Source organism: Nitrospira sp. (assembly GCA_005116745.1).
GTDB lineage: Bacteria > Nitrospirota > Nitrospiria > Nitrospirales > Nitrospiraceae > Nitrospira_D.
On sequence record SWDS01000001.1, the window covers coordinates 383,705 to 406,963 of the forward strand.

At 53.6% G+C, this 23,259-nt stretch carries 20 protein-coding genes; 9 read left to right on the plus strand and 11 right to left on the minus strand.

What is annotated here, in order from left to right:
* Nucleotides 1-28: 28 nt before the first annotated feature.
* The 4 genes from gltB to E8D52_01845 all read left to right on the plus strand — a co-directional run bounded on the left by gltB (nucleotide 29) and on the right by E8D52_01845 (nucleotide 7,864).
* Nucleotides 29-4,546: a glutamate synthase large subunit gene (gltB, locus tag E8D52_01830; GenBank protein TKB70856.1), complete on the plus strand. Its 4,518-nt coding sequence runs from the start codon at nucleotides 29-31 to the stop codon at nucleotides 4,544-4,546.
* 48 nt (nucleotides 4,547-4,594) lie between these two features.
* The gene (locus E8D52_01835) at nucleotides 4,595-6,031 is read left to right on the plus strand and encodes a glutamate synthase subunit beta (GenBank protein ID TKB70857.1); all 1,437 of its coding nucleotides are present in this window, start codon (nucleotides 4,595-4,597) and stop codon (nucleotides 6,029-6,031) included.
* A gap of 308 nt (nucleotides 6,032-6,339) precedes the next feature.
* Nucleotides 6,340-7,164, plus strand: a complete 825-nt coding sequence (locus E8D52_01840; GenBank protein TKB70858.1) for a hypothetical protein — start codon at nucleotides 6,340-6,342, stop codon at nucleotides 7,162-7,164.
* 211 nt (nucleotides 7,165-7,375) lie between these two features.
* The gene (locus E8D52_01845) at nucleotides 7,376-7,864 is read left to right on the plus strand and encodes a type VI secretion system tube protein Hcp (GenBank protein ID TKB70859.1); all 489 of its coding nucleotides are present in this window, start codon (nucleotides 7,376-7,378) and stop codon (nucleotides 7,862-7,864) included.
* A 177-nt stretch (nucleotides 7,865-8,041) separates the two neighbouring features.
* Here the strand turns inward: E8D52_01845 and E8D52_01850 are convergent, their stop codons facing one another.
* Nucleotides 8,042-8,407 (minus strand): PilZ domain-containing protein, encoded by a 366-nt coding sequence (locus E8D52_01850; protein ID TKB70860.1) that lies wholly within the window; start codon nucleotides 8,405-8,407, stop codon nucleotides 8,042-8,044.
* A gap of 149 nt (nucleotides 8,408-8,556) precedes the next feature.
* Here E8D52_01850 and E8D52_01855 point away from each other — a divergent pair, with 149 nt between their 5' ends.
* Both E8D52_01855 and E8D52_01860 read left to right on the plus strand, forming a co-directional pair.
* Nucleotides 8,557-8,994, plus strand: coding sequence for a DUF5069 domain-containing protein (locus E8D52_01855; protein TKB70861.1), 438 nt, complete (start codon nucleotides 8,557-8,559; stop codon nucleotides 8,992-8,994).
* Nucleotides 8,978-9,424 carry a hypothetical protein gene (locus E8D52_01860; protein TKB70862.1) on the plus strand — a complete coding sequence of 149 codons (447 nt, stop codon included), beginning with the start codon at nucleotides 8,978-8,980 and terminating at the stop codon, nucleotides 9,422-9,424. Before E8D52_01855 ends, E8D52_01860 begins: the two co-directional genes overlap by 17 nt.
* 20 nt (nucleotides 9,425-9,444) lie before the next feature.
* Here the strand turns inward: E8D52_01860 and E8D52_01865 are convergent, their stop codons facing one another.
* From E8D52_01865 to E8D52_01895, 7 genes are all read right to left on the minus strand, one after another.
* Nucleotides 9,445-10,077 (minus strand): hypothetical protein, encoded by a 633-nt coding sequence (locus tag E8D52_01865; GenBank protein TKB70863.1) that lies wholly within the window; start codon nucleotides 10,075-10,077, stop codon nucleotides 9,445-9,447.
* 226 nt (nucleotides 10,078-10,303) lie between these two features.
* Nucleotides 10,304-10,735 carry a hypothetical protein gene (locus E8D52_01870; protein TKB70864.1) on the minus strand — a complete coding sequence of 144 codons (432 nt, stop codon included), beginning with the start codon at nucleotides 10,733-10,735 and terminating at the stop codon, nucleotides 10,304-10,306.
* A gap of 207 nt (nucleotides 10,736-10,942) precedes the next feature.
* Nucleotides 10,943-11,761, minus strand: a complete 819-nt coding sequence (locus tag E8D52_01875) for a hypothetical protein (GenBank protein ID TKB70865.1) — start codon at nucleotides 11,759-11,761, stop codon at nucleotides 10,943-10,945.
* Between the two features lie 6 nt (nucleotides 11,762-11,767).
* Nucleotides 11,768-13,327, minus strand: coding sequence for an AAA family ATPase (locus E8D52_01880; GenBank protein TKB70866.1), 1,560 nt, complete (start codon nucleotides 13,325-13,327; stop codon nucleotides 11,768-11,770).
* A gap of 236 nt (nucleotides 13,328-13,563) precedes the next feature.
* Nucleotides 13,564-14,175 carry a hypothetical protein gene (locus E8D52_01885; GenBank protein TKB70867.1) on the minus strand — a complete coding sequence of 204 codons (612 nt, stop codon included), beginning with the start codon at nucleotides 14,173-14,175 and terminating at the stop codon, nucleotides 13,564-13,566.
* A gap of 30 nt (nucleotides 14,176-14,205) precedes the next feature.
* The gene (locus tag E8D52_01890) at nucleotides 14,206-16,368 is read right to left on the minus strand and encodes a hypothetical protein (protein TKB70868.1); all 2,163 of its coding nucleotides are present in this window, start codon (nucleotides 16,366-16,368) and stop codon (nucleotides 14,206-14,208) included.
* A gap of 123 nt (nucleotides 16,369-16,491) precedes the next feature.
* The gene (locus tag E8D52_01895; GenBank protein TKB70869.1) at nucleotides 16,492-17,985 is read right to left on the minus strand and encodes a hypothetical protein; all 1,494 of its coding nucleotides are present in this window, start codon (nucleotides 17,983-17,985) and stop codon (nucleotides 16,492-16,494) included.
* A gap of 756 nt (nucleotides 17,986-18,741) precedes the next feature.
* Here E8D52_01895 and E8D52_01900 point away from each other — a divergent pair.
* Nucleotides 18,742-20,457: a hypothetical protein gene (locus E8D52_01900; GenBank protein ID TKB70870.1), complete on the plus strand. Its 1,716-nt coding sequence runs from the start codon at nucleotides 18,742-18,744 to the stop codon at nucleotides 20,455-20,457.
* Nucleotides 20,458-20,482: 25 nt separating this feature from the next.
* Here E8D52_01900 and E8D52_01905 read toward each other — a convergent pair whose 3' ends face one another.
* Nucleotides 20,483-21,193 (minus strand): hypothetical protein, encoded by a 711-nt coding sequence (locus E8D52_01905; GenBank protein ID TKB70871.1) that lies wholly within the window; start codon nucleotides 21,191-21,193, stop codon nucleotides 20,483-20,485.
* A 377-nt stretch (nucleotides 21,194-21,570) separates the two neighbouring features.
* Between E8D52_01905 and E8D52_01910 the strand changes: the two genes are divergently transcribed.
* A complete protein-coding gene (locus tag E8D52_01910; protein TKB70872.1) occupies nucleotides 21,571-22,212 on the plus strand; it encodes an MBL fold metallo-hydrolase in 642 nt (213 codons plus the stop codon).
* Between the two features lie 3 nt (nucleotides 22,213-22,215).
* On the opposite strand, the gene E8D52_01915 is transcribed toward E8D52_01910, so the two are convergent.
* Both E8D52_01915 and E8D52_01920 read right to left on the minus strand, forming a co-directional pair.
* Nucleotides 22,216-22,536, minus strand: a complete 321-nt coding sequence (locus E8D52_01915) for a hypothetical protein (protein ID TKB70873.1) — start codon at nucleotides 22,534-22,536, stop codon at nucleotides 22,216-22,218.
* A 149-nt stretch (nucleotides 22,537-22,685) separates the two neighbouring features.
* Nucleotides 22,686-22,880 carry a hypothetical protein gene (locus E8D52_01920; GenBank protein ID TKB70931.1) on the minus strand — a complete coding sequence of 65 codons (195 nt, stop codon included), beginning with the start codon at nucleotides 22,878-22,880 and terminating at the stop codon, nucleotides 22,686-22,688.
* Between the two features lie 32 nt (nucleotides 22,881-22,912).
* On the opposite strand from E8D52_01920, the gene E8D52_01925 reads away from it, so the two are divergent.
* A complete protein-coding gene (locus E8D52_01925; protein ID TKB70874.1) occupies nucleotides 22,913-23,227 on the plus strand; it encodes a hypothetical protein in 315 nt (104 codons plus the stop codon).
* Nucleotides 23,228-23,259: the final 32 nt, after the last annotated feature.

Genomic DNA, 23,259 nt, shown 5'->3' on the forward strand with positions numbered 1-23,259 from the left:
CTCTCAGTCTTTTAACGAGAATAGGTACATGAATATTCCTGGGTTTCCCCGCCAGCAAGGGCTCTATGATCCTCGGCACGAGAAGGACTCCTGTGGGATCGGTTTTGTCGTCAATATCAAAGGGAAGAAATCCCATGACATTGTCCGTAAAGGGCTTCAAGTCTTAGAGAATTTGACCCATCGTGGAGCGCAAGGCGCTGATTCCTGTACGGGAGACGGAGCAGGCATTCTTTTGCAAGTTCCGCACACATTCCTGAAGCGGGTCGCGGGGGATGTCGGCGTGTCATTGCCGGATGTTGGCGAGTACGGAGTGGGCCAGCTCTTTCTCCCGCCGACTGCAGATGCTCGACGGCTGTGCGAGAAGCTGTTCACAGAGGTTCTTGTGGAAGAAGGCTTGCGTTTGCTCGGTTGGCGGGATGTGCCGGTCAAGAGCGACCAGATCGGCGCGCAAGCGCGAACGACCGAGCCGTTCATGCGGCAGATCTTCATCGCGCGAGATGCCCTCAACGAAGCCCAATTTGAGCGAAAACTGTATGTGACTCGCAAGCGGGTTGAAAAGGCCGTGGCGGAGTCGGCCATTCAAGGGCGGGAACACTTCTATGTGTCCAGTCTGTCGGCCAATACCATCGTCTATAAGGGGTTGTTGCTGCCGCATCAAATGGCGGCGTACTACCAAGACCTCACTGATGAACGAATGGTCAGTGCGCTGGCCTTGGTGCACTCACGCTTTAGTACGAATACTTTTCCCACCTGGCCACGGGCCCATCCCTATCGGTATGTGTGCCACAACGGAGAGATCAATACGCTGAAGGGGAACGTCAATTGGATGAAGGCTCGCCAGGGACGTCTTCATTCCGAGCTGTTCGGGAAGGACATGGAGAAGCTGTTCCCGATCGTCTCGGAGGATCAAAGTGACTCGGCTTGTCTCGACAATACCCTCGAATTTCTACTACTCGGGGGCCGTTCGCTCCCCCATGCCATGATGATGTTGATTCCAGAACCTTGGGTGGCGAATGCCCAGATGGATTTGGATCGTCGAGGCTTTTACCAGTATCACGCGGCGATGATGGAGCCGTGGGACGGGCCAGCAGCGGTCTGTTTTACCGACGGCAAAATGATCGGTGCGACGTTGGACCGGAACGGGCTGCGTCCCTGCCGCTATCACGTGACGACCGATGGCCTCGTGGTCCTGGCATCCGAGGCCGGGGTCTTGCCGGCTGACGCGAAAGAGATCCGCATGAAGGGCAGGCTCCAACCGGGCCGCATGTTCCTCGTCGACACGGTGCAGGGCCGCATCATCGATGACGAAGAGATTAAGGCCGATATCGTGGGCCGCAAACCCTATCGCAATTGGGTGACGCAGTACGGGGTCTCGTTGGATGAGTTGCCGGAGCCGCTGAATGTCCCGCAGCCCGACCACCCGACGATCCGCCAGCGGCAGCAAGCCTTCGGCTATACGGTCGAAGAACTCAAAATGGTCATCACGCCGATGATCATGACGGGCGAAGAAGCACTCTCGTCGATGGGCACCGATACTCCGTTGGCGGTGCTGTCCGATCGACCGCAGCTGCTGTTCAAATATTTCAAGCAACTTTTTGCGCAGGTGACGAATCCCCCCATCGATCCGATCCGCGAACAGCTTGTCATGTCGCTCGTGACCAACATCGGCCCGAAGCCGAACTTGATGGACGAATCGCCCGAGTCGTGTCGCCGTATCAAGGTGCAGCAGCCGATTCTTACGAACGCCGATCTGCAAAAAATCAAAGGCATTTCTGACCCGCACTTCAAGAGCAAGACCCTCCGTATGTTGTTCCGCGTCGCCGAAGGGCCGGATGGGCTTGGCGAGGCGGTCGACGACCTCTGCCGGCAAGCCTCGCAGGCGATTAAGGAAGGCCACAAGTTTCTTATTTTGAGTGATCGTGGCGTTGATGAACAGTGGGCCCCGATCCCAAGTTTGCTCGGTATCTCCGCCGTTCATCATCACCTGGTTCGGGAGTGTACGCGAACTGAAGTGGGCTTGATTCTCGAAACGGGCGAGCCTCGCGATGTGCATCAGTTTGCCTGTTTGCTCGGCTATGGTGCCGGGACCATCAACCCGTATCTGGTGTTCGAGTCGCTCGTCGACATGGAGCGCGACCACTATCTGCCGGAAGGGCTTGATGCGCAGACGGCGGAAGGGAAATTCATCAAGGCCATCAATAAGGGCCTGCTCAAGATCTTCTCGAAAATGGGGATTTCTACGGTGCAGTCCTACTGCGGGGCGCAGATCTTCGAGGCAATCGGGTTGAGTCGCGAACTGATCGATCGTTACTTTACCGAGACCCCGTCGCGCGTGGAAGGGATCGGCATTCGCGAAGTTGGTGAAGAAACGCTACGCCGACACCGAACTGCCTATGAGCCGGCGGCGATCCGCCAACTTGATTTCGGCGGCGAGATCCACTACCGCATCCAGGGTGAGCACCATAACTGGAATCCGGAAACGATCTATAAGCTGCAGCATGCCAGCCGTTCGAACGACCCGAAGACCTACGCCGAATTCGCGCAGATTGTGAACGACGAGAGCAAGCGGCGATCGAATCTGCGCGGCCTCCTTGATTTCAAGTTTGCGCCCCAGCCGATTCCGATTGAGGAAGTGGAGCCGGCCAAAGACATCGTGAAGCGCTTCAACACCGGCGCGATGTCCTTCGGCTCGATCAGCAAGGAAGCGCATGAAACGCTGGCGATCGCGATGAACCGGCTCGGCGGCAAGAGCAACACCGGGGAAGGTGGCGAAGATCCCGAGCGGTTCAAACCCTTGCCGAACGGCGATTCAAAGAACAGCTATATCAAACAGGTGGCGTCGGCCCGATTCGGAGTCACAGCGCATTATCTTGTGAATGCGCGGGAATTGCAGATCAAGATGGCACAGGGTGCCAAGCCTGGAGAAGGCGGTCAATTGCCGGGGCACAAGGTGGACGAAAACATCGCGCGCTTCCGGTATGCCACGCCGGGCGTGCAACTGATTTCTCCCCCGCCGCATCACGACATCTATTCGATCGAGGATTTAGCCCAGCTGATCTTCGACCTCAAGAATTCCAATCCTGATGCCGGGGTTTCCGTGAAACTGGTGGCGGAGGTCGGCGTCGGCACGGTCGCAGCCGGTGTTGCCAAGGCCCATGCGGACAAGGTGCTCATCAGCGGCGATTCGGGCGGCACGGGTGCGTCACCGTTGTCGTCGATCAAATATGCCGGAATTCCTTGGGAGCTGGGGCTGGCGGAAACTCATCAGACGCTGGTCCTCAATGATCTTCGTGGCCGCATCCGTGTTGAAACGGACGGTCAGATCAAGACCGGTCGCGACGTGGTTATCGCTACGCTGCTCGGTGCGGAAGAATATGGGTTCGCGACCGCGCCCCTCATTGTCGAAGGCTGCATCATGATGCGCAAGTGCCATCTGAATACCTGCCCGGTCGGGATCGCCACACAGGACCCTGAATTGCGCAAGAAGTTCAACGGCAAGCCGGAGCATATCGTCAATTACCTGTTCTTTGTGGCCGAGGAAGCTCGGCAGTTGATGGCGAAGCTCGGTTTCCGGACGATCAACGAAATGGTTGGCTGCGTCGACAAGCTCAAGATCACGACAGCTGTCGACCACTGGAAAGCCAAGGGGCTGGACCTCTCACCGCTACTGACGGTTCCGGATGTGCCAGCGAATGTGCCGCGCTATTGCGTGCAGAAGCAGGACCATGGTCTCGCTGACATCCTCGACAATAAACTCGTCGAGCTCTGCAAGGTCGCCATTGAGAAGGGTAAGAAGGTCACACTCGATCTTCCAATCAGGAATATCAACCGGACGACCGGCACGGTGCTCTCCAGCAAGATTGCGAAGACGTACGGGCCGGACGGATTGCCGGAAGACACGATCTCGATCAAATTCACCGGCTCGGCCGGCCAATCGTTTGGGGCCTTCCTCGCGAAAGGTATTACACTGACGCTGGAAGGGGAGTCCAACGACTATATCGGCAAGGGATTGTCCGGAGGCAAGATCATCGTTTTCCCGCCTAAGAATATTTTGTACAATCCGGAAGAGACGATTTTGATCGGCAATACGTCGCTCTATGGAGCAACACAAGGCGAGGCCTATTTCTACGGCATGGCGGGTGAACGGTTTGCCGTGCGCAACAGCGGGGCGCAGACTGTCGTCGAAGGAACAGGTGATCACGGGTGTGAGTACATGACCGGCGGCGTGGTTGTGGTGCTCGGTAGGACCGGCCGGAACTTCGCGGCAGGCATGTCCGGGGGAGTGGCGTTCGTGCTGGATGATGCCGGGTCATTCCAGAGCCGTTGTAACACCGGGATGGTCGAACTGGAGCCGGTGACGACGAAGGAAGACAAGCAACTGCTCCATGGGTTGATCACGAAACACTTCATGTACACGGGGAGCCGGAAGGCCAAACAGGTGCTCGATGCGTTTGAGGCCACCTTGCCGAAGTTCGTCAAGGTTATGCCGGTCGATTACAAGCGTGTGATGGAAGAACGAAAGCGGAAGGCGAGTGCGGTACACTAGTTGGTGAGGAGTGAAGGGTAAGGGGTAAAAGAGGTTAGAAGAGAAAAGATGGGAGACCCAAAAGGTTTTATAAAATACGCCCGTGAGGGCCCGAAGCGCAAACCGATCGAACTGCGTGTGCTCGATTGGAAGGAGATGTACGAACCGATCTCCGAGGACAGGTTGAAGACCCAGGGTGCGCGCTGCATGGACTGCGGTGTGCCATTTTGCCAAGGGAACACCGGTTGTCCGGTTGTGAATTTGATTCCGGAATGGAACGATCTTGTCTATCGTGGCCGTTGGAACGATGCACTAAAAGCGCTGCACACGACGAACAACTTTCCTGAATTTACGGGACGGCTCTGCCCGGCGCCCTGCGAAGGGGCCTGTGTGCTGGGTATCAATGAGGATCCGGTGTCCATCCGCATCCTCGAATGGAACATCGTCGACCGTGGCTTCAACGAAGGCTTCGTGACACCGGTCCTACCAGTTATTCAGACCGGCAAGACCGTAGCGATTGTCGGTTCCGGTCCGTCGGGGTTGGCTGCTGCGCAGCAACTGGCTCGGGCCGGCCATGAGGTGACGGTCTTCGAAAAGTCCGATCGGATCGGGGGCCTGCTTCGCTACGGCATTCCCGATTTCAAAATGGAGAAGTGGGTCATCGACAGACGGTTGGAACAGATGAAGGCCGAAGGGGTGAAGTTTCAAACCAACGTCGCCGTCGGTCAGGACATCACTGGCGAACAGTTGCGCCAACAGTTTGATGCGGTGGGATTGACGATGGGCGCTGAGCAGGCCCGCGAGTTGCCGATCCCGGGACGTGAACTGAAGGGTGTGCATCTCGCGATGGACTATCTTACCCAGCAGAATAAGCGGACGGCAGGCATTCAGTTTAGTGATGAACCATTCACCGCAAAGGGCAAGCGGGTGATCATCATCGGCGGCGGCGATACGGGGTCCGACTGTCTCGGCACCGCGCACCGTCAAGGCTGCGTGGAGGCCCATCAATTCGAGTTGCTGCCGGAACCGCCACCGCAGCGGGCTGCATCCACACCTTGGCCGCTCTGGCCGATGCAACTGCGTACGTCCCACGCCCATGAAGAAGGCTGTGACCGGCAGTGGAGCGTGTCCACGACCAAATTTGCCGGCCATGATGGCCACGTCACAAAACTCCATGCCAATCGGGTTAAGTTTGAAAACGGAAAGTTTGAACCGATGCCTGGGACCGAGTTCGAGATACACGCTGATCTGGTATTGCTGGCCATGGGATTCACCGGCCCCGTCAAGAGCGGCCTGCTCGACAATCTGGGCGTGAAGTACGATGCCCGCGGTGCAGTCTCGGTAGACAATAATTTCATGAGCAACCTCGACGGTGTCTTCGCCGGCGGCGATACCAAACGCGGCGCCTCCCTCATCGTCTGGGCGATCGCCGAAGGCCGCAAGATGGCGGCAGGCATTGACAAGTATCTGCACGCCAATCGTTCTGCAAAGAAAGCCGTCTTGTGAGCTGACTAACCTGGCGGTTGTCTGCATGGTGGCCAGGACGCATCGCTTCTTTGCCTCCTGGAGTGACCATTCCGGCCTCAGCCGAGTAGAATCCGTGCTGTGCGCCCTTCTGGAATTCCTTCCGGCTGCGGTCTTCGACCACAGTATCTCAGGCAGTTCCTGCGTTCCTTCTAAGCCGAGTTTCGGTAAGCGCAGCTCCTCCGGTAAAGTCGCTCTGAGCCCAGGTACGTCCTCTTGAAGTCTTGATCGGTTCCTGACACCATTTTGGCGAGTGCACTCAGCAGGTCACCTTATTTTGGGGATACGAAATGACCGCAATAGCGATTTGGCTTAACGAGGAAAGTCCAGTGCATCCGATGCTTTGGGTTGCAGCTGACAGCCGCGTCACTGTGCAATCCGGCGTTCTGGATGACGGTGCGAAGATCTTCGGTTTGTCGGTGGTCTGCAGGGCACCTGACGGAGATGGATTCTTCTCCAGGGTGACTTACGCCCATTCATACGGGTATTGCTTTGCCGGAAGCACATTAATGGGGCAGAACTCCTATCTCGCGCTTGTTCCTCTCCTTGGGAATCTTGCGGCTGCAGAGGGGTACTTTCCATCTCTTGAAGACACCGCCCGGTACGTTCATAGGTACTTAGCTCGGAGCTTCGACGACTTCAAAGTCATAGCGGGTCCGGGTGCGATGCTTGAAGCTGCGCTCTTTGGCTATTGTCATCGAACCAAGAGGCTTGCGACGTTTCGATTTTTCCCAAGGATGGAGGCCGACACTTTGGTCTTGACATGCCTCGAGTGGAATGTAAGCAGCGGCAGTACTCTGTATCTAGGAGACGAGAAGGCCAAGATGGAAGCACGACTTGTGGCTGCGTACCAAGGTGAGTCTCTGCCAGGACGGCCGCTGAGCCGGATTCCCCGCTACGTCATCCAGGATAGCGTTCTCGACGATTCGTTTCCAACGATTGGTGGAGATATACAACTAGGTGTGGCGGATTCGTTAGGCTTTCGGGCCTTCGCGCTTTGCAAACCGCGAGTCGTCGGGCAACCCCAAGCGGTCATTAGCTACCTCGGTAGAGAGCTGACGCCAGAACTAATGCAGGTTGGTGAAGCATTCGTGGCGGGGCCGGCGATGGTGTAAGGAGGAAGTGGTGTCAACAGCCAGTTCCTTCGAGGGAAAAAGAAAGGGAGTCGTGTGTCATTCTTTGGTGAGCAATTCTGAGTCTGTAGCGGAAAAACCTCCAAGAACCATTGCTTTCACCGGCTACAGCCCATCTCATTGACAGCGTTCCTTCCGGGAACGTAGCCTATCTCCCGTCTTACAACATTCAAGGATTCTGAGGAGGGCTATCATGGCGGCTGTTGACTATTTTCTGAAGATCGCCGGGATTGAGGGCGAGAGCAATGATTTGAAGCACAAGGGAGACATCCATCTGGGTTCGTGGTCGTTCGGAGGCACACAAACGGGGGGCGAGCATTTCGCCGGCGGTGGGGGCGGGGGTAAGTTCTCGGCGCAAGATTTTCATTTCACGACGAAGCTCAGCAAGGCCTCACCGAAACTCTTCCAGGCCTGTGCCACTGGTGAACGGTTGAAGAATGCGACGCTCGTGGCGAGAAAGGCAGACGAGGGACAGCAGGAGTACTACACAATCACGTTCAGCGACTGTTTAGTGTCTTCCTATCAGCAGGGTGGGGCTGTTGGATCGGACCTCATTCCAACGGATCAGGCGTCGTTGAGCTTTGGGAGGATTGAGATCGAGTACACAGAGCAAAAGGCGGATGGGTCGCTTGGAGCAGTTGTGAAGGGTGGCTATGACTTGAAGCTCAATAAGGCTGTCTAGCAGGATGCGGAAAAGTCAGCCAGCGGCGTTCTCGCATCGCTCAGAGGCTCACCGTACCGAAGCGAATGCCTCGTCTCACACCTCGATATCCGAGACGGCTACAGAGATCGGAATGAGTTTTCCCACAGCCTACTAAGGAGCTGGATGTGTTCGGGAAAAACTCGAGAAAGAAGACGTTTACGCAGCGATGGTGTTAAGCGCCGATTCTGCTTCAACAGATTGGCTCAAACTAGCAGGAGCGTTGTAGCCTTCGACCAGATCGATGAAGTACTCACGGACTCCCTGTGCGTACCGAAGAAACTCGATGCCAAACTGGTTGTCTTTGTGCCAACGCACGATTGAGATTTCGACGGCGAGCGGAGATTCTGTGTCAGGCGCCTCGATGTGCAATGCCAGATAGCTGCCTGGCGTCAGGGCGACATTACTCTGCATTCGACATCCCGTTGGAGAGAGATCAAAGAGGGTTCCTTCTCCAGCACCGTTGTCGGTCTGGACGCTGGTGGGGTACCGGACATATTTTCTTGAGCTGCACCGGAGCTGCATGTCAACCTCGCTGTTAGTGCCTTTATCGGCAGTGCCGAATAAAACTTAAATATGCTGGCTCTACAATTCCTCTTTCTCTGGTTCCTGCTAGACGCGACTGCGCTCATGCTTGTATCGTACGTGTGACTCTTCATCTGGAGAACCGAGCCATGATCCAACCAACCTATCCCCGCAGCCCTAAGGCTCTCCTCTGCGGCATCGCTCATCTCGGGAGGTTGATCGACAAGATTCGTCTGCGCCATGCCGGGCAGATTCAGGATTACAACTACATCACTGTGGGGTTCGATCAGTATCTTGTCGAGTTTCTTGGGATCGACGCGAAATTGTTCGAACAGCGTGTCTTGGCAGGTGGGACGGATGAAGAGCTACTCGTCTGGGTGAAGGGCAATGGCCGCAAGCCATCTGAACAGGAAATCGGGCAATGGACACAGGCGCTACTGGCTTCTGGACCAAAAGATGATGCAGCTCGCCAGAGATTCCAAGGTCGTTTGAAGGACATCGCGACCAAGCGCGGTGTGACCGTGAGTTCCTTGCCAGCTGTGACGACCTGGGTAGATGTGATCGAACTAGATGAAGAACGTCTCTGAGTATCGTGGCCTCTCCATGCCAGACCCTCGTCTCCTCCGGTTTTTTGGTCTTATTGCCATTCTGAACGTATTGCATCTGGTCGACCATATACTACGCGGTGATTTCCACTTGCCGATTGACGAGCAGTCGGTCGGGTTCATCGGCGTGGCAACCATTATCCTGGGTGGGATGGGACTTGGTGTGCGGCTCTATCGGTCAGGCCGCGTCGGACCACGGTTCTGGGTGATGGTCGGAGTGCTTGGTTTGGGGCTTGGGTGGCTTTCGCATTTCAGCCCAATGACTGACCAACCGGTGTCGGTCATCTACCATGCGTATACGGCTCCGTGGGCAGGGAGCTTGGCGGTAGGTTGCCTGTTCCTGCTTATGTTCTCTGTGTTGAGTGGGACTGTCCTGGCCACATATCTGTGGAGACGAGGTGACGGGCTGTGACTCGCGAAACCGAATCGGTGCTATCTCAATTCTGTCCACCCGCCTGTTTGCGAGCGAAAGGCTAGTTGGCGCGTCGTGGTGCGAATCACAGTCACGTCGTTGGTCTGGTCGATGGATTGCATCTGTTCGTGCGCCGACCAGCGCATGGCAAAGAAACCTCCGGTGAACGCGGAAAACGCCAGGGCTCGCTCAGAGGTAATCACAACGATGACATGGCCGCGACCCTGCAGTTGTTTGACGGTTTCATTCGGCCCCAACGCATCGCTGAACCAATGGCCACGACTTTCTTGAAACCCATGGACTCGCCGGTTGGTCTGCACCACAAGCAGGCGTGGCAGTACCTGATGCCGTTCAACCTGTTCTTCGACGTCCAACTGCACCTCTGTCCATCGACGTAAGCCAGAAGCGAAGCCCAACAGTCGGCGGGTGGTCTGGGCAAAGCCGGCTGGTCCCTGAGCCGCCGTGGTGACGAGTGTTTCATTGACCCCCAATGGTTCCTCGACGGGACTGCCACCTCCTGGGAGCGCAACGACTCTGTCTTTGACGACCGTGACGAGGACATCGATCTGGCGAACTTGTGCGAAGGCAGGACTTGAACCTAGGAAAACTAGAATCACAAGCGCAAGCGTGGCGTAACTGGTAGTGAAAAGCATCGGCATTCCGTTCGTAGGGCTGGTTGAGTGTCGCCTACGCATAGAGCATCTTGCAACAGATCGAACCGGACGTCTTCAGAGAAAGCCGATGGTGTTGATGCAGTTCCCTTGTCGAGCGGGGGTGATCTTGCCGTGGATGCTTTGTCGGGCAGCTAAGGCAAGTACAGGCTGTCGGCCTTAACGGGCCGACAGCCTGTACTTGCCTTCCGTCGAATGGCAATAGGTTCTACAGAGCGGGCAGTGTCAGTAACTTCTTCATTTCGCAGTGTGCAAGAACGACGTCGGGGGCGCGCTGTAGCGCCTCATAATAACTCCGCTCATATCCGTCACCGAGTTCCGAGGGGCGAATGAGCGCTCGCACCTCGGTTAACAGGACCGCCACATCGTCGACCCTCAGTTGGTCGTTCCCATCAAGGAATTCATCGATACGGACCACCATGTTGGATAGCGGATGCAGCCAGGTAAACCACGGGTCGTTCATCACCAACTGTAAGAGTTGGCCGGTGCTGTCCACTCGACCGTAAATGCGCTCATAGGTCAGCTGTTCGGCGACGATCAGGGCCTTATGTAACCCTAAGAGTCCGTACCGAACATCCGCCAAGGTTCTCCTGAGCGGGTTGGTTTCTCGAATCTGTGTCTGTTTCGATGAAAGAGCCATATGAATAATCCTAACAGGTCAATGAGAAAATAAGGACTCAGGGGTCTTCATGTGTGAAGAGCCAATCACGTTCTATGCTCTTATCGGAGATCAGCTGGTTGTTCTGTAGTCGCAACGGGGGGCATGGCGATGGGTTGCTTGGGGGCAGATGCTCATCGCTCTCATCCGAGCCGAGTTGGCTCTGTGGCATGCCAGAAGTCAGCGTCATTATTCGGGTAATTCTGAGGATAGGGAGACAGTAGCCTGCCGCCGGTTGGGATTCTGTGCATCCATTCCTTCTGAAGACATCTGTTTCTGTGGGCTGAGAAGGTTCCCGTAGAACGCAAATAGCTCACCAGTCAGACGGGCTGCGTTCTCCGGATCGGTTGGGTGTTTTCGCCGGATATAGTCGTTGAGCACCACGCCTTGGGCGGTTTTATGGACATGCGGCTGGTCCAGGTTCATACGGTAGCGCTCGATGGCGTTGGCGACGCGACTGATGAAGATCACGGTACCATCTGGTTCCAGCCGCTCGACGATTCCCACATGGGTCAGAGGATCGTTCAACTTGCCGTCTCCGTTGAAATCCCAGGTATTATCGAAAAACACGAGATCGCCTGGGTTGACGCTCGATCCTCGAAGAAGGGTGCCGTGCTGACGCACATGGTTGTGAATGAGTCTGACGCCGTTTCCTTTCGGATCATGGAGCGCTCCTCGATACAGATCGAGCCCGTGCTCCAGGAAGATGGCACGTGTCACCCCTGCACAGTCGTAGGCGATCCGCTTGCCCTGGCTTGTAATAGCTCGCGCTCCGACGAGCCGTGCTGCAGACTCGACGATGGCTAATCGACTGGGGAGCGATGTCAGGAAGGATGTTGGGTAATTCCCTGGGGCTGACCTGGGAGAAGGCTGCGGCAATGCTGGTACGTCATGAGGTTCTACTGAGAGTGAGGGCGCAATGAGTGCTCGCTTCAGCGTCTGAGCTGGCTGGGTGCAGCCCACGAGAGTCGTGATCGCAAGAACAGCTATGATCAGGACGAATGACATCGGTGGTTATCGTACGTTCACAAATCGGCCTTCGGCTGTCTGCCGAAGCGCATCGATGTCTTCACGCCGGGTGACTGAAAGCGGAATCGTCTGGGTCAATTCTTCGATGAGCAGATTGGTCGTGAGCGGAGTTTTTTGATGCAGCGCTCGATAGAGGGCCGTGACCACCGCTTGTTCTATTTCCGAGCCGCTGAAGCCATCGCTTGCGCTGACGATCTTGCTCAGATCGAACGCCTTGCTGTCTTGCTTGCGGAGGCCGAGATGAATCTTCCAGATGGACTCCCGTTCAGTATCGTCCGGTAGATCGACAAAAAAGATCTCATCGAATCGCCCTTTGCGCAGGAGTTCGGGCGGCAATGACGATAGATTGTTGGCTGTGGCGACGACGAATACGTCCTGCTTTTTTTCCTGCAGCCACGTGAGAAAGGCGCCGAAGAGTCGTCGACTCAACCCTGCATCGGCGTCGCCGCTTCCTCCGCCTGCGACCATCGCTTTCTCGATTTCATCGATCCAGAGGACAATCGGGGACAAGGATTCCGCCATTTCAATCGCCTTGCGGAAATTCTTTTCCGATTCGCCGACGAACTTGTCGAATAACCGGCCGGCATCGAGCTTTAAAAGCGGAAGTGTCCATTCCCGTGCGATGGCTTTGGCGGCGAGCGACTTGCCGCAACCCGGCACGCCCACCAACAGAATGCCGCGAGGCGGGGTGAGATTGAGTGCTTTGGCTTCGGCGGTAAACCCAACTTGGGCGCGATCCAGCCAGGACTTCAGATTGGTGAAGCCTCCCAACTCAAACCGATTATCCTCCACGGGATAGTATTCCAAGAGGCCGCCGTCCTTGATCGCCTGCACCTTACGTTGCAGGATGGTTTGAACGTCCCCGGGAGAGAGAGAGCCGTGTTCTACGATGCATTGGGCCATGACCTGACGAGCTTGATGGAGCGTCATCCCCTGTAAGGCGCGGAGGATCGCATCGGACGCCTGGGTTGTGGGGCCGTTGTCGGCTGCCGTGGTCTCGCTGATCGAGGTGAGCATGCTGTGCACAAGCGTTGTCGAGCGTGGGCGAGCGGGCGTTCGAGATCGCAGCGATTGGAGCAGTCCCCGGAGCATGGAGTGAAGTTCGTCTCGATCCGGCAGTTTCAGCTCGAGTCGCACTGCGATTTTGTCCAGGTCCATTGGGAGTGAGATCGGCTGACCAGTCAGCACACAGGTGGCTCGTGATCGGCTGTAAAGAGCTGACACCTCTCGAAGCTGTCGGCAGACAGCGGGATCTTGCAGATGCGGTCCGAGATCCTTGAGCCAAAACACCGCTTCCACGGTCAACCCATGAAGGTGCTGGAGCACCGCCAAGGGGGTTGCGGTCATCTTACTGAGGGTTGCGCCCTCGTCGGCGCGGGTGAGCCCTCTGGTGATGGACCACTCGAAAAGTGGCATGCGCTCTTGTGCGGTCACCGATTGTAGTAAGGCCAGGACCCGCTCCTCCTCCACCGTTTCAATCACGACGAGAGGATGGGAGGAGCGGATCAAGGTACGGAGATCGTGCACGCTGGTCGACAGAGCCATCGGAGGGCAATGCTAGCACGAGGCCTTGGCCGGACCAAGAAAACCGGTGATTGTTAGCAGGCGTTGGGAGGTGACCCTGGTGTCGAGGTTGTGCGCCAGAGTTGATCCATGGGGATTCAATAGAACGGACGACAGAGCGCACTAGCCTAGCCAACCGGTGCCGTGTTCTTTTGGTGTTCCCCTGAAATCAACTCAGGTGGAGGTTAATCGTAGAGGAATACCATGAAAATTCGTAATTATCTGACTGCCAGCGCCGTGCACGTGTTTGCTTCTCCGTCATCGCTGGGACGATAAGATTTCACAAAATCATCAAGCTTGTGTGCGTAGGGAGGGGGCATCTTCCCGAGACTCATATCGTATTGCATGACTTGATTATCTTTGAGAAACAGCATTTGGCCTTGCTCAAGGCATTCCACGCCATCTATGCTTTCCCATACACCAGGCCATCTTTCTGCAATAGGTCGTGGATATCCAGTTTCTGCTCTGGTTGAATTGACATCAAAGACGATAAATTGTGTGCTTCTAAAAAAGTAAACCTTGTCATCAACAAGCACAGCGTCACTTATATCTGTGGGCCATATCCCTTTCCATTCGAACAGAATCTTCTTTGGGTATCCGGGTGCGACAGACTTTTTGATTAAGTCGTACTTTACACAGTCCATCCCCTTGAAAAAGAATACTGTCTCATCATCCCATCTAAGTGCCGCATCAACGGTCGGAAAGGGAATATTAAATACCGCCTGAATAGTTCTCTGGTGGTCCTCCACTTCTTTGGCCGCTAAATCGAGATAGAGGTAGGTATCGCCATGGAAGAGGAAAAGACCATTCTTATTTAGTAAAAGTGACATGCGATATTCCTTCAGTCTTCTAAGGTTATATCAAGACCATTTGAGTGTGAGGTCAGGATTGGGTGATTTAGGAAGTCGCTTGCAGACATAAGCTAAAACAAAGACGCCATCAAAAGGGAATGTTTCGATAACGAAGTCAGTCTTTGAGCCCGGCATTCCGCTACTTGCGGGAACTGCTGTGATAGTTGGATTAACCCATGCAGCCCAGTCTTGTCCTGATCCTTCACCGGCATCAACGCGTAGCTCTATAGAAATAGATTGCCCTGCATAAGCACTTAAGTCGACATCTATAGTATCTAAGCTTTGCGAATATTTCTTGAAACGTTGGGCCACCGGCTTCCATTGCTCCACGTTTCCAGCGAAACCTCCGATTAGATAGTGTACCCAGACCCAAAATGTTACCCCATCAGTGGCCATCGCGCCTTGTACAAACCCTACTTGCGCCCGAAAGTGCGCGCCCACTGGAATGGGTTTCCAAGCCAACCAGCCTTTGATTGTGCCACGAGCAACCCACTTTGGATGTGTTCGTAAAACGGACGGCCATGAACGGCCATCTTCCATTAGGACGTTTGTGTCTGAATGAACAGACCCAAGAGGATTGGGACTACCGTCATTCCATGGTAAGTCGGCATTATCGGTAGTGTTGTGCTCATCAACCAGTTGACCGCTGGCCCACCTGCTTTGGGGGTCACCCGCGAGTTGAATGAGATCGAGATCAGCTGGAGGCTTAGCCGGGGATGTGTCAGGGGGAATGTTAAGTATCGGAGTGGCGATTACAGAGTTGTCATATTTTAGGCTCGCATAGTTGAGGTTGGCGGTAAACGGTCGTTTGTCCGAAACGGAGGGGACGATGGGTGCTTCCGCTTTGAAACGTCTCGCCATGGCAGGAGTGGGTTCAGCCGTTACTCGAGCGCCAGACAATTTAGGGTTAATGGCTCGACCTTTCAACGTCGCTGTATGGTGAGGCTTGAACGTCAGGCTGTTTTGCTTTCCTGTGCTCACATGAGCGGATACGGGAGTAGCACTATTAATCGACACGGTACTTAGAATCGGCAGAACCAATGGCACAGGAGACAACGCATGCATTGTTGCCTTGCGGGTAATGGTAATATTTCTTCCCACAATCATGCTAGAAATGTAAACCGGGACCCTGCCTCTGCAGGGAACCAGTCCATCCGATACAACGGCATCTGGAAAGTTATCAGGCAGTTTCCAGTAACGAGATGCGAAATATTCTGGACGAAACCAAGGGCGAGCAACAAAGACAGTATTATATTCAAGCGAAACGGCCTCTATGTCGTCATTTCCTACGCCTCCGTCGAGAAGAGTCTTTAATTCGGCTGGTGCTCGTTCAGCAAACACATTGATTTCGTCCTTGCTAAGATGAATGCTTGTCCAAGGAATAGATTTATTTGCGATATCATGGGGACTATAGAAAGTAAGTTTGGTTGGCAGCCCATTCGCATTCAAGTCTGGGACGTCGGACTGTTCTAGATCGTTGATATAAGCACTACTAACCAAATTGGCATATTTTTTCTGTTCCAGGGTAGCTTTGACAACGATGTAGTTCTCCACCGCCGTTTTGTGCCCGAAAGTTATCCATTCGGTAGTGGCTTGGTTGACGAAATCCAAAAGTTGTTTTTCTCGATATTCTCGCCACTGTTTCTTTCGTTCATTGCCTTCCGGACCAGTTGCGGTCTCAACGCTGAGTTTTTCATCTAGGTATGCCTTATCCGCTTGATCAAAGAGAGTCTTGTACTGGACGTACGCCTTATACGCGGGGGAGGGGACTGTAATAGGACCATCTTCGCCTGATTGCGTAACGCTAAGGAATTGTGTGGCCTCCAGAAGTTGCGTTTCTTCTTGCTCTGTTAGGGTAGATTGAGGAAATGCAGAATTTCTTAGGATGGTTTCATAGGAGTCCCATAAAAAGGCACTGGTATCTGGAAGAAATTGCGGGCTATCTTCAAATGATGCGTTCATCATGCGCGCAAACTCACACTTGGCATTTTGTTGTGCGACCGCGCTAAGTCCGCTTTCTCCAGGAGGAAACATGAACTTTAAGTAGTCGTAAGTGAACGCGACACCCCTGGGGAAACTGAGGAATTTGTCTTTCTTATCTGGCTGTTCAAATAAGGCTTTAAGTTTTACAGCCAGAGCCAAGGAGATTTTGGCCGCGATTGACGTTGTCATGGTGAGCACCTTTGAGGTTAGTGATGAACATGTCTGTGATAGCCTCAGCTAGGAGCAGCTCTTGAGGCTGCTCCTAGCACAGTGTGTGACTGCGTGCTGCTAGCCCTGCCTTACTCGATCACGCTATGCCCCACCCACTAATTGTTCCGGCTTAATGTCTGGATGTAGGTTGGGCGCCTTTGGTATGATGTTATTAATGAACCCAATCAGCTGGATGCCAGGAATATCGACAGTCCCGCCTCCAATACTGCCTGTAACGTCCCTTCGAATACTTCCGTTTTCGTAAGATCCTTTGGCCACAAATGGGCCATACCCCACGGACCCACCGACGCTGAGTTGCTTTTCGGCATATCGGCGATGCTCTTCAGCCTCATCAAATTTGAATTTCACATTCCTTACAAACAGTGCATTGACGGGGTAAGCGATTAGTCTTCCTGCAGGTTGATCCGCCCCATCCGAAACTTTTTTATCATTGAAGTTTAGGTACCAAGCATTATCTAAGTCCCATGCTCGCATCCAGAAAAAGCCCGGATCGAAGCCTGGTCGGCAGATTGGTACCTGGGTAAATTCAAGCTCTGCTGAAAAGTTGCTGGACTTTGCGTCTTCTTTAACATCTTTTTTTGAGCCGCTAGCCTGTGCGCCTATCGAGAATAGCCCAAAATTTACACCGCCCGACGCTCCCCATTTGCTTGTTCGCTCATTGTAGTGGGTTTCATAGTCTCCTGAATAATATGTGAATTTTGTCCATCCTGGACTTGTGGAAAAATTACCGGGAAGCAAGGTCGTATAGTAAAAGTCTGAGTTGCCATCCAATGAACTTGTTAAGCGACTCTGATTAAACTTTCTAAGGAGATCTTGTTTATACAAAACCATGCTCTTTTGTGTGACCTGATCGATATAGGCATTAATGGTTTCATATTCGTTTTTGTATCCTTGGGACACCCATGCCATTTCTGCGGCTTCCATCTTCTTTCGAATGAATTTGGACTTATTGGCGAACGCCGCAACCCTTCTAATCGCTTCAGGGCTATCGCCTTTTGCGCTTTGTGCATCTATAAGCAAGTTCATGTACTCATCGGCCGCATCAATGTAGTCATTCATTTTAGTTGTGTAGGCTAGTGTTAACGGGCCTGGCTCAGAAACCTGTGTTTTTTCACCTGTAATAATGTCCTCTTTTTCCTTGGTGACAGTGAGAAGGTTTCTGAATCTTTGAAGTTTTTCCTTTTCCTTATCACTTAGCTCATTGTTCAGTACCCTGCTGTATTTCAAGACATCGTTATACACGGAACTTAGAGAGTCTTGAGTCGTTGTCCACAGTGTTTGTTGCATATCATGTGAAAGAAATTGTGGGTCGGCGCTGATCTCGGGAACAAAATCCAGGAGTTTCGATAGCACAAAACCTTGATGGTAGAGTTGGTTGGTTTCTTCAGCGGTACTTCCAATGAAGCCTTTGGAGCAGAAAACAAAGTCCGATGGATCCATCGGAATCCCCGGCATGAGCCACGAAACAAATTTATTGCGAGGCATCTTGATTTCACTATCGCCATTTCCAGTGATGGTTGCATACAATTTTTGCATTAATGCTTTCATGAGATCAGCAGACGCATCTTTAGCCATAGTCAATTCTCCTTTTCGTAAATTATGTTATGCGAGCACATGTCTGATGAGTTGTTCTTGCCTTGTTCAGCCTGATCATTATGTATGCGCATGAGTCATCATGCGGGACCTCCTTTCTTTCCTCACGCTCAGGCGTAGCACTGAAGCCCTCTAGCGACGCGGGAAATTGCGCGAACTGGGTACTGCCTAGATATACGCGTGAAACGAATATGAACTAGGCTCCTTTCAGCTTCCCTTCCGTCAGTGGAGGTGTGGAGCATGTAACGTGCCAGCTCAAGAGATGTGTTGTGATGCTGCATTGGTAGTAGATGTTCTCTTCAAAGAATTAGAAATACGTACGTAGTGATGGCGGATGCGAGGAGTTCTGTCAGCAAAAAAATAATGCGGTGTGTATCGAAAGAGATTCATAGGTGTATCTGAAAAGATTCTTTAGGCGTGTGTCTTTAGGCTGCTCATTGAATCGTCGTGGTGATTGGGAAACTCCAACTCGACGATGTCCTGTTCCTGTAATGTTGTCCGATTGAGCGCGTAATCGCGTGGATTGTCACGTCCTTTTGGAACGAGAAGTCTCACGAAACTGCGCGACGCATTCTCTAATTCCTCACACCCTTTCGTTTTGTTCTTCAACCTTGAGGTGCTGTCTGTCAAAGGGGAATGCCTTTTGCTTTAAGTGCGAACGGCGTCACCCCTTCATGGAAGTGAGGGGACGGGTGGAATGTTCATAATAGGTAGACTAGTTAAAAGAAGGAGAGTGTCATGAGGAGATCACTCAGTGTGTGGCGGGCAACACTCTGTGGGGCGTTTATTATTGTGGCAGGGGTTTCTGTAACGCAGAATGGCTGGGCTCAGTTAGCCGGCTCAGGCAAACTTGTTCCCGTGGTGTGGAATAACGGCAAGGTTTATTTCTTTCAGGGGAGTGAGTATGCCCGATATGATGTTGCTCAGGATAAGGCCGACAGTGACGATGGCAGTGGCCATTTGTATCCTCGACCTATCCAGCGCAGCTGGTCCGGACTCTTTCAGGAGAATATTGACGCGGCAGTTTTCTGGCCAGCGCCTCCTCCGGGCGGGGCAGAAAACAAGAAAGTCGCCTACTTTTTCAAAGGGAATCAGTTCATGCGGTACGACGTCGAGGCTGATCAGGCTGATGAGGCTGATGGTGCCGGTCGTGCGTATCCTCAGCCAATCTCGTTGAAGTGGCCTGGAATTTGGGCGGATCGAGTGGACGCGGTTGTCGTATGGCCAGTTCCGAGGGACGGTAGGACCGTGGCGTATTTTTTTCGAGATAATCAGTACATCCGTTTCGACGTGAAAAGGCACCGAGCCGATCTCGGTTATCCAAAACCCATTGCGGACCATTGGCCAAACTTTAAATTCCTAGATGGAATTGATGGTGCAGTTGCCTGGCCAACCAAGATCGAAGGAAAGTCAGTCGTCTACTTCTTCAAGGACAATCAGTATATGCGGTACGACGCGGATGGGTTTCGTGGGGATGATCAAAGCGAGAGCGGTATTGCATATCCTGCGTCTGTTGCTGAGAATTGGCCGAACCTGCTTGCCGCCGACGAGCTGGCAGCCTATGCGAAGGAGTGCGATGCTGCCATCGGTGTAACTGTTTCCGATTTCGACGTCGATAGCCGGTTGGGCACAACGGTTCCCACCACAAACCTCACACCGCCTAATGCCACCTACCCGAACGGCATCTGTGATCGTCCGAATGTTCTCAGCGGAGTATGTGACCCTGGAAGTCGTTTCCGGGTGCTGGTTAACACTGATAGCGCCTATGTGGTGGCGCATGCTCGGAAAAAGGGTCTAGGCCAAGGTGATTATGGGGACATCGCAGTTATTCAGCACAATAAAACCAATGGCGCTACCTGTTTTTATCAGGGGGCACTTGCAGAATTTAATTTGAGCCATAGTGGCAACGTCAAAGCGCCTTCCAAGGGAGTGGGTATCCCGGCATTCTGGATGACACCGAAGCAAATCGTAAATAGCGATGTTCCCTGTGTGAGTTGCCACGACAATGGGCCTATCATCCGGTCACCCTATCTGACACAGATAACCGGTCCTAACGAGTTACCTGGTGCGGGGGCTGACACGTTTAACAGCGACGGCCAGCCGTATTCATTTATCGGCGCAGATTTTGCCCCGTGGAAGGCGTACAAGGTGGAGGTGGGTAACGAATGCACCAGCTGTCATCGTATGGGTGTCAACAATCTGGCTAACACTGGCATAGTCATTGGCAAAGGCACAGCGTTTGATTTCGGTATCAAGGCGACAGCCTTGTCACAGGAGGGTAAGAACCCTCACTCAGCTGACTCGCCAATCTGGATGAAGCGCGAGCAGGTAACTTTTGAGCAAGCGACTTTTGATGCTGCTCAAGCTATTCAGCGATGTGCTGATCAGTTTCGCCCGGGCGTGCCATTACCCAATTCGGCCCCCTGTAAGATTACCCAGTTCACCACACCGTAGAAAAGATTTCGTTCACGACGGCAGGTTATGTCTTGGCTGGACTTTCGAGGGCTTTGTTGATTTCGTTGATGAGGCGGCGTTCGATTTCGCTCGTTTCTTCGTGGCTCACGGTTAAGATGCGCCCCCCCTGTGCGACTCGTTCGAATTCCGCCTTCACGCCGAGCTTTGTCAGGCTGTCAGGAAGGGCTTGAAGCGAAATGAGATATTGATTTCGCGAGCCCGTCACTTCGAGCGAGGCTGGGTTGGAGATTTTTCGCTCTGTCACATAGACCGCCCGTTGATCAGTTTTGACGCTGACCTTCAAGTGGTATCCGTTACGTGCCAGTGCGTCTTCAACGACTTTGGCCACAGCCGGCATAGGCCGAGGGAGCGTATCGGACTGGGCGCCTTTCTCCTCGACTTTGAGGGATTCCGTCATCTGCGTGGCAATCATCCGCCTGGTTTCAGCCAGCTGCAGTTCCAGTTGCTCGGTTTGGTGTTTGGCTTCCGCCTTCGCGGCTTCCGTCGTGCTCTTGGCGTTCCGGATTTCTTGATTGAGCAGATCGATTTGCTGCTGCATGACCTTGCTCCCATCCTGTAAAGAGCTCAGGAGGGACTCTTGTTTGAGGACCTGTCTCTTGAGTACTTCGTTTTCGGCGCGGAAGGGGCTTTCATCTGGAGTGCATCCAACGACAGCCAAGACCAATAGGAACCCGACCTGTAATGACCATCGAACACGTAACGTTTCGTTGCGCACGCGAGCGTCCTCCCAATTTACTAGGTGGATTATCTACACTTCTGATGAACTTGTCCACGTGATATCAGATTATGTGACCCTTCCAAAGACTCACCGGCATGCTGTTTGGATGACAGCCACGGTACTCCTCATTCTGTCGTGGTTGCTTGTTCTTTTCATGCAGGTGTTATCAGGGATGGAACGAGAGCAGACGACGTCGCGTCCTGTAGCAGAGGACTATGGTCCGTATGACTGGATCAGTAAGGGCAAATTTTCCACATCTCAGATCCAATTGGTTCTATTGGAACACCAGGCGGTGTCTCGAATCCAACCTAACCATGGTGGATCCATGGCCTACTCGCTTGCGCTCTCAGCTTGTTGGACTGTAGCATGCACGTATGATGGCTGCCTTGATTCGGAAGACCTTTTCGGTTCCGCCCCTCGGCTGTAACTGCTCGATTATCGGTGATCCGGTCACGAAGCAAGCGGTCATCATTGATCCAGGTGGTGCATCGGAGCGAATTCTCCGGGAAGTGCAGCAACTGGGTCTCACCGTCAGCCATATCCTGCATACGCATGCCCATCTCGATCACTTTCTAGCGTCCAGCGAGATCAAGAAGGCAACCGGTGCGGCGATTTGTCTGCATCAAGACGATCTTCAACTGTGGAACAACCTCGAACTTCAATGTCGGGTTTTTGGAGTCTCGTATGTGCCGGCACTGGCTCCGGACCATTGGCTGACGGATGAAGAAAAGGTGATGCTGGGGCAGGTGCCGATTGTCGCACTCCATACACCAGGCCATACGCCTGGATCGATGAGCTTCCATGTGCCGAATGACCAACTTCTGTTGGCCGGGGACACGCTCTTCCGGGGCAGCATCGGTCGGACCGACTTATGGGGCGGCAACTTTGAGATGATCGAGGCATCGATCCGAGAGCGACTCTACACCCTCGATGAAGCTACGACAGTTGTGACTGGCCATGGGCCGGATACCGAAATCGGTCTCGAAAAAGAATCAAATCAGTTTGTTCGTATATGAGCACTACTCTCTGGTCATACGCTCATTGAGGCGCTCGATTCGCTTGTCGGTGGATTGCTTGATAAAGGTCATATTCTCGGCGAGATGTTGCTGGGCGTTGAGCTTCCCTTCATCGCGCCGTTTTTGCTGATCGAGTCCAAATTGGGCGATGATCGGTCCGTCTTCCTTGTAGAGCTCTTTCCAGATCTCGCTACATCGTGATTGTTTGGCGGTCGGATACTTGTCGCAGGGCGGATCGGCAGCCGCCGAAACTGAAGTGGTGAGGAGTGAACTGATGAGCAGAGCGGAAACACTCAACCAGTACTGACCTATGCGTGTCGTCATCTGAATGACCCTCCAGAAACCTCAGCACCATACCACAAGTTGGGATGTGACGCAGACTCTTCAAACCTATGAGGAGGATGCCGAGATCTTTCTCAAACATTGGGGAGGAGAGAGATACAAGCGGCTGGCACTGCCAGCGCGTTTTCGGTTTATGTTTTTACATGGCCTGAAGACGCGAAGTAGCGCAGGCATTCGTCTGAGGTGAAGCAGTCAAGCAGCCTCCCAATGTCAGTCCAGAGTGCGTCGACGGTGCGCGGGGCGGCCTTGCGGAGCAGGGCGTTGAGTGTGGCGAACAGGTTTTCGATGGGATTCAGATCGGGGGAGTAGGGCGGGAGAGAGCGGATGTGTGCCCCGACCGGTTCAACAGCAGATCTTCATGTACCTTAAGCATGGCTTGAAGGCCTATAAGTCTCGCCGAGCTGATCCGGACTCCTGGATCATCGGTGGCTACGCCACGAAGGAAGTTATCAATCGCGCAAAATTCCAGCCGCAGCTCGTTGGTTCATCAGTTAAAAAAGAGGATGTGGCCTTTCTGGGTACTGATCCAGGAGACGACGTGACCGAGGCTTGGTGGGAGGAGATGTTGGTCCAGTGGTTTGATGTGCCGGAGGAAGAACAGCCTGCCGAAGAAGATGATGGCCAACCGGCCGATTCAGAGACCTCATCGCCTATCAAATCGAAAGCGTCGTAGGTTTTCTCCAGCCTCAGTCGCTGAGCACATCT